The 239-nt window shown below is 64.0% G+C and carries 1 pseudogene; it reads left to right on the top strand.

Going from position 1 to position 239, the window contains the following annotated elements:
• A pseudogene (locus SB753_RS40970) lies at positions 1-239 on the top strand (ABC transporter permease); the annotation flags it as partial.

Below are 239 nucleotides of genomic sequence, written 5' to 3'. Positions count from 1 at the left end.
ATCTGCACCTGTGGATCACGCTGCTCGAGACCGTGCTCGCGTTTGCGCTCGGCACGGCGCTCGGACTGGGCGTCGGTTTATGGCTCGCGCTGTCGCCGCTCGCGAGCGCGCTGTTCGATCCGTACATCAAGGCCGCGAACTCAATGCCGCGCGTGATTCTCGCGCCGATCTTCGGCGTGTGGTTCGGTCTTGGCATCTGGTCGAAGGTCGCGCTTGGCGTCACGCTCGTGTTCTTCATC

Source organism: Paraburkholderia sp. SIMBA_053 (genome assembly GCF_046534895.1).
GTDB lineage: Bacteria > Pseudomonadota > Gammaproteobacteria > Burkholderiales > Burkholderiaceae > Paraburkholderia > Paraburkholderia caledonica.
This window is presented reverse-complemented; position numbering and strand designations above follow the sequence as displayed.